At 48.8% G+C, this 6311-nt stretch carries 6 protein-coding genes; 5 read left to right on the top strand and 1 reads right to left on the bottom strand.

The genetic code is table 11. The features are described 5' to 3' along the window. The first annotated feature begins 173 nt into the window (after window positions 1-173). Entirely contained in the window at window positions 174-770 is a 597-nt protein-coding gene (locus tag HY879_11670; protein MBI5604004.1) for a DJ-1/PfpI family protein, read from the top strand. A gap of 62 nt (window positions 771-832) precedes the next feature. Here HY879_11670 and HY879_11665 read toward each other — a convergent pair whose 3' ends face one another. Further along, on the bottom strand, window positions 833-1381 hold the full coding sequence (locus HY879_11665; GenBank protein MBI5604003.1) for a Spy/CpxP family protein refolding chaperone: 549 nt from the start codon (window positions 1379-1381) through the stop codon (window positions 833-835). A gap of 384 nt (window positions 1382-1765) precedes the next feature. On the opposite strand from HY879_11665, the gene HY879_11660 reads away from it, so the two are divergent. From HY879_11660 to HY879_11645, 4 genes are all read left to right on the top strand, one after another. Next, the gene (locus tag HY879_11660; protein ID MBI5604002.1) at window positions 1766-2524 is read left to right on the top strand and encodes a polysaccharide deacetylase family protein; all 759 of its coding nucleotides are present in this window, start codon (window positions 1766-1768) and stop codon (window positions 2522-2524) included. Then, entirely contained in the window at window positions 2514-3650 is a 1137-nt protein-coding gene (locus HY879_11655; GenBank protein ID MBI5604001.1) for a glycosyltransferase, read from the top strand. Before HY879_11660 ends, HY879_11655 begins: the two co-directional genes overlap by 11 nt. Beyond that, complete coding sequence (locus HY879_11650) at window positions 3651-4835, top strand: glycosyltransferase family 4 protein (GenBank protein MBI5604000.1); 1185 nt, start codon at window positions 3651-3653, stop codon at window positions 4833-4835. It abuts the gene before it with no gap. Between the two features lie 160 nt (window positions 4836-4995). Beyond that, entirely contained in the window at window positions 4996-6120 is a 1125-nt protein-coding gene (locus tag HY879_11645) for a glycosyltransferase family 9 protein (GenBank protein ID MBI5603999.1), read from the top strand. Window positions 6121-6311: the final 191 nt, after the last annotated feature.

Below are 6311 nucleotides of genomic sequence, written 5' to 3'. Positions count from 1 at the left end.
CATTCCGGTGAAAACCGGAATCCAGGTGTTATGCTGAGACGAAAAGAACCTGGATTCCGGTTTTCACCGGAATGACGGAGAGGTTGTCGACGTTTTTTCAAAAAGCTAAACTGATATAAAAATTCTATCCATTTTGCGTAGAATTTTATTTTAAGTAACTAAGGAGGAGTCCCATGGAACAAATCAAAAAGGTGGGGATTTTGCTATTTGATGATGTGGAAGTTCTGGATTTTTGCGGACCTTTTGAAGTTTTTTCGGTAGTCAATGTGGCAGCCAATACCCAATTTTTTCAGGTTTTCACAATAGCCGAAAAAACCGGACCGGTCCTGGCCAGAAATCGGTTGAGCATCAACCCCCATTATACCTTCAAAGACTGCCCGGACCCGGATATCCTGTTGGTTCCCGGAGGGTTGGGGACTCGAAAGGAGATCCATAATCCGGTCTTGATGGATTGGATCAAAGACCGTTCACAAAAAGCGGAATTGGTCCTTTCGGTTTGCACCGGGTCTTTACTCCTGGCCAGGGCCGGCCTGCTGGACGGATTGACCGCTACTACCCACTATATGGCCATCGAACTTTTAAAGGAAAATGCACCCCGGACAATGATTGACAGCAGTAAAAGATTCATCGACAACGGCCGGGTGATTGTCTCTGCCGGAATTTCAGCCGGGATTGACATGTCTTTGTATGTGGTGGCCAGACTCCTCGGGGAAGAAAAGGCCATAGCGACCGCCCAGTATATGGAATACCGCTGGGAACCGGAAAGATAAAAAAAAGAGGTCCGGCACAGCTGCCGGACCTCTTGGAGGGAGAGGGAGTAGAAGGTTAGAGATTATAAACGGGAACCACCTGGACCAAAACCGGGACCGAACCCGCCGCCGCCCGGGCCAAATCCCTGACCCGGCCCGCCGCAAGGACCTGAACGCCCCATTCTATGTTTACCCATGCCCATCATGCCGCCACCCATGCCCATGCCAGGGCCGAAGGTGCCGACCTGAGCAGCCTGTTCCGGGGTTAGGACCTTTCGGGCTTCGATGCGAAAATCCGTTGCCTTGGCCTGGAGCCGGTCTCGCAATTCATTCAACTCCTTTTGCTTGACCAGGATCTTGTCCTTATCCGGGCTCGGGGCCGTCCAGAGGGTCCGCAGTTCCAGGCGCTTGGTCTGCATTTCATTGCGCAAAGAAACGGTGTCCTTCCATTGCTTTTCTTTCAGTTCCGTTAACTTCGTTTTCTGTTCCGGGGTCAGGTTTAATTGGTTATACCCGCCAGCACAATTGGCGTTTCTCCCAAAACCATATCCCGGACCAGCAGCCACAGCCACACCGGCCATAGCCACCAGGGCCAATCCAACCATCCAAATTTTAATTTTTTTCCTTGCCATTTTTCTTTCCTCCTGTGAGAGATTTGTTCTTGGCTCTTTAGTATTTCAAAACTCGTGCCAAAGAGGCAATATTGTATTAACTGTTTGTATTAACTAATTTATTTATTTTTAAATTTATTTTTAGGTTTTATCTGTTTCGACAATTTTGTCGATCCGAAACCTTATTCTTTTGGGCAGGCTCGAAATAAGATCAATAAAAACATAATATATTTGAATAGTTATTCTGAATATACAGACTTCAATGCCTTCAGCCAGGGTTCGACAATCCCAACACAAATTGTCGTAACTGCCTTGACAGGCCGCCCCCTTATCAATATACTCCCAAATAAAAAAAATTAATAATCGGGGGCTTTTGTCAGAAGCCTCTCTTAAGGCTTTAAAAAAATGTCCGACCAAATCCGGGTTCCCATCCTTTACTACCATCGGGTGGCCGAAGGAATCCCCTTGAAGCAAGGGGTTTCTCCAATGGTTTTCCAATCCCAGGTCGATTATTTGCGCCGGAAAAGGTATCAAAGTATCGGGTTTGAGGACTTGGCTGGCACCTTTCAACAAGGACATCCCCTGCCTTCCAGGCCGATCATCATTTCTTTTGACGACGGTTATCTGGATACTTTTACCATGGCCTATCCGATTTTAAAAAAAGCCGGTTTTACGGCCACCACCTTTGTGGTTTCCGGGTTCATCGGGGAGGAAAGCCATTGGGAGGGCAGCCAGGAAAATGTCAGCCGGCTCATGACCCGGGAAAACATTTTAACCATGTCAAAGGATGGTTTTTCATTCGGGGGGCATACCCGGACCCATAAAAATTTGCTTTCCATCAGCCAACAGGAAGCCGAAGACGAAGTGGGGTCGGGGAAAAGGGATCTGGAGGAATTGCTCCAGAGGCCGGTTTATTCCTTTGCTTATCCCTATGGGACTTTCAATGAACAAATCATCACCATTGTAAAAAACTTGGGATTCAGGGCCGCCCGCACGGTCCATACCGATAACACCCACAGCCGGCAGGATTTATTTAAATTACGATGCGTCAAAGTCAATGGCCTGACCCCGGCCTGGAAATTCAAGTATTACCTCACCCGATTTTATCACTGGGACATCCTTTGGCAGGAGTGGAAGAAAGCTCGAAGGTCTCATGGAAGATAAGATCAAGATCCTCTACGTCTTTGCCGCCTTACCGGTCGGGGGGGCGGAACAGGTCCTGGTCACTGAATTACAGGGGCTGGATAAAGATCTTTTTTCGCCGATGGTCTGCGTGATTTCTGAAAAAGGACCGGTGGGGGAGCAGATCGAACAGATGGGTATCCCGGTTATTCCCCTGCATCGTATGAAAAATAATCGGTTTGACTTTGGGATCATCCGGGAAATCAAGGAAATAATTTTACAGAAAAAGATATCCATTGTTCATACCCACCTCTATGACGGCGGAAAATATGGCCGGATCGCCGCTCGAATGGCAAGGGTTCCCGGGATCGTCCACACGGTCCATAATATTTATATAAAAAGACGGACCAAACATCATTTGATCAATCGGGCACTGGCCTGTATCACCGATCAGATCATCGCCGTTTCTGAGGCCGTTAAAGCCAGTGTGGTTCGATACGACCGCATTAATCCGGAAAAAATTGAAGTGATCCATAATGGGATTGATCCCTCCCGATTGGACCAGCCTTTGGAACGGGAGGAATGGCGTTCAAAATTGGGGATTAAACCCGGGGAGTTTGTGATTGGAGTGGTGGCCCGCCTGGAGGAACAAAAAGGCCACCAATATCTTTTAGAGGCCCTGTCTTTGAGACCGGATCTTCTACCCTCCCTTAAGGTTTTGATCATTGGAGACGGAAAGCTGCGTTCCGTGCTGGAGGAGGAGTCAAAAAGGAGAGGGCTATCCACTCAGGTCCTTTTCCTGGGGACCCGGAAACCGATTATCCCGATCCTCTTGGCTTTGGACCTTTTCCTTCTTCCTTCCCTTTGGGAAGGCTTCAGTATGGCTATCCTGGAGGCCATGGCCGCCGGGGTGCCGGTCATTGCAACCAGGGTGGGGGGGGCAGGAGAGGTCATCACCTCCGGACGGGATGGGTTTTTAATCCCCCCCGCAGATGCCCCGAGTCTGGCTGCGGCCATTGAGGATGCCCTTCGCCACCGGGAAAAATATCAGGCCATGGCCCAACTGGGCCGGGATAAGGTGCGACAATCCTTTTCTCAAGAAAACCATATGGAGTTGCTGCAAGGGCTCTATTTGAAAACCTTACTGCAAAAAGGTCTGGGCAGATAAATGAAGAAAGTAGCCATGATCGGGCCGGAACTCTACCCGATCCCCCCCATCCGCGGAGGGGCTACCGAATTATTCATTGAAAAGGTCTCCAGGGCCATGATCCGATACAGGCCCATAATTTTTTCTCCGGCTGACCCGGACCTTCCAGCCAGGGAAACCCAAAAGGATCTCCAATATTTTCGTTTCCAGGTGAACCCGGTCAAAAAAATCCTCTATGGCTGGTTTAAGGTCTATCTTCCGGATTACGAACAAAAGATCGCTCAGGCCCTGATTAAACTTGATCCGGACATCATCCATGTCCACAACCGCCCCCTCCTGGCCCCTTTCTTCAAGGAACGTTTTCCGAGGAAAAAGGTGGTGTTCCATATGCACAATCTCTATAATTATTTAGGACGCTTTGAAAAGCCCCATGGGGAATTTGAAGTCCAGGCCGACCTGACCCTGGCCTGCAGCCGGTTTCTTTTGGAGCAGGAAAAAGACCGGATGGTCCGCGGCTCCCGGCAACAGGCCGTAGTCTACAATGGAGTCGATACCGAGGCCTTTCGGCCTGCCTGGGAAAAGGAAAGGGAAGCATCAACCGTTCGGAGATCATACGGCCTGGAGGAGAAAAAAGTCATTCTCTATGCGGGGAAAATAAGGGAATCCAAGGGAGTCGGGGTCCTTGTATCCGCCATGAAGCAGGTTTTTGCCCAGGAGCCCATGGCCCATCTGGTTCTGGCCGGAGGGACGGGGTTTGGTTATAAAAGGGCGGATAAGAAAACGGAATTTTATGACCGGCTTCAGCAGGAAATCAAGCCCTTTCAGGATCGAATTTTACAGATTGGTTTTACTCCGCCCCAGGATATGCCCCGGATCTATCTGCTGGGGGATATCTTTGTCGCCCCTTCGCAACTGGAAGAGGCCCTGGGCATGGTCTTCTTAGAGGCCTCCTCCTGCGGTCTTCCTTTAATCGGGACCTCCCAGGGGGGTATTCCGGAGATTCTGATGGATCAAAAAACCGGGTTTCTAATGAAAGAAAAGGAAAACAGCGGGGAATTAGCCGACAAAATCCTTCACCTTTTGACAAATCCGGCCCAAGCCCGAGAACTGGGAGAAAATGGAAGACGGGTTATGCTGGAGCACTTTTCGTGGCCTAAGATCGCCGGAAAGCTGGAAGAATTATATGATTCGCTTTTCCTCTCATAGATTTAGTTCGAAAATAGAAAAATTCGGGCTATAGGCACGAGGCTATAGGCTATAGGCGAATAAAAACCCATATACCTGTTTAACCTTGCCCATCGCCCATAGCCTTTTTTAGATTTATTTTTCATGCTTCGTGATATCATTTGGGGAATGAGAAGTTACAATGGGTAATTGGTTTCTTGAAAAAAGCATACAAATTTTTCTAAACGTTCAGGCCCGGAAAAGGCCCCTGCTTCCACTTGACCTTTCAGCGGTGAAAGGTATTCATCGGATTCTCCTGATGACGACCACGGCCATCGGAGATACTATGCTTTCTACTCCGGCCATCCGGGCCGTCAAAGAAACCTTTCCAGATAAGGAAGTGCATGTCCTTTGTCATGCCCGGAATCAATGCCTCTTACGGGAAAATCCATATATAAACCACCTCCTGCTCTACCAAGGGAAAAGAAAAGGCATCTTTAAACTGATTCGAGATCTCAGGGATGGGCATTATGATCTGGTGGTTATTTTGCACAGCAACGACCCCGAGGCGCTGCCTTTGGCCTGGGCCACCCGGTCACCCCATATCATCGGGCCGGGCACCAGTCGGTTCGCCGAATTTTTGTCTGATAAAGTCACCAACACCGATGATAACCGGCATGCCATAGAAAGAAGACTGGATTTTGTCAGGGTTCTCGGTGCGGATACGCATAACAAGAAGATGGATTTGTATTTGGCGCCGGATTGGGAAGAGAAGGCGGACCGGGTACTGGATAGTAAATGGAAAGGAAACTTACGGCCTTTAATCGGTTTCCATCCCACAGGCTCGGGGTCTTACAAATGGTGGCCGGCCAAATATTTCGCATCGTTGGCACAGGAATTAATAAGTCGGTACCAGGCACGATTGGTCATCTTTTCCTCCCCAAAGGAGGCACCCGTTTCCCGTTCCATTGCTCAAAGTCTTGGAGAAGATGTCTTGCTGGCCCATGGCCAATATGACCTGTTGGAGGTTGCCGCCCTGATGAAAAAATGTCAACTCTTTGTGGCTAACGACAGCGGCCTCCTGCATATGGCCCTGGCCCTGGGGATACCGACCCTGGCCCTGATCGGTGCAGATAGCCCCTCGCGGATCGGGCCTTATCAGGTTCCTGACAGCACCTATCTCTACAGGAAAGAAGAGGTCTGTCAAGAACCTCGTTGTCTTAATCAAGGTTGCCGGGACAACCTTTGTCTGAAAGCCATTTCTCCGGAAGAGGTATTGGCCGTTATCGAAAATCGGTTCAGGGAAAACCTAACCAAAGCTATTTAAAATTTCGTTCTATGGTGGAGGGGCACCACAAAACATGAAAATAGTGCTCTCCGAACTCCGAACTCTTAACTCCAGATCTCCTGACATAGGGCATCAAAAACCTTATAAGATTGATGTTCTTTGAAAATCTACCAGGAAAAATTAATGTAACATTATTTCTTTATTTTTTATGTTTTTTGGGGTAATATACT

The sequence above is a fragment of the Deltaproteobacteria bacterium genome (assembly GCA_016219225.1).
Taxonomy (GTDB): domain Bacteria; phylum Desulfobacterota; class RBG-13-43-22; order RBG-13-43-22; family RBG-13-43-22; genus RBG-13-43-22.
This window is presented reverse-complemented; position numbering and strand designations above follow the sequence as displayed.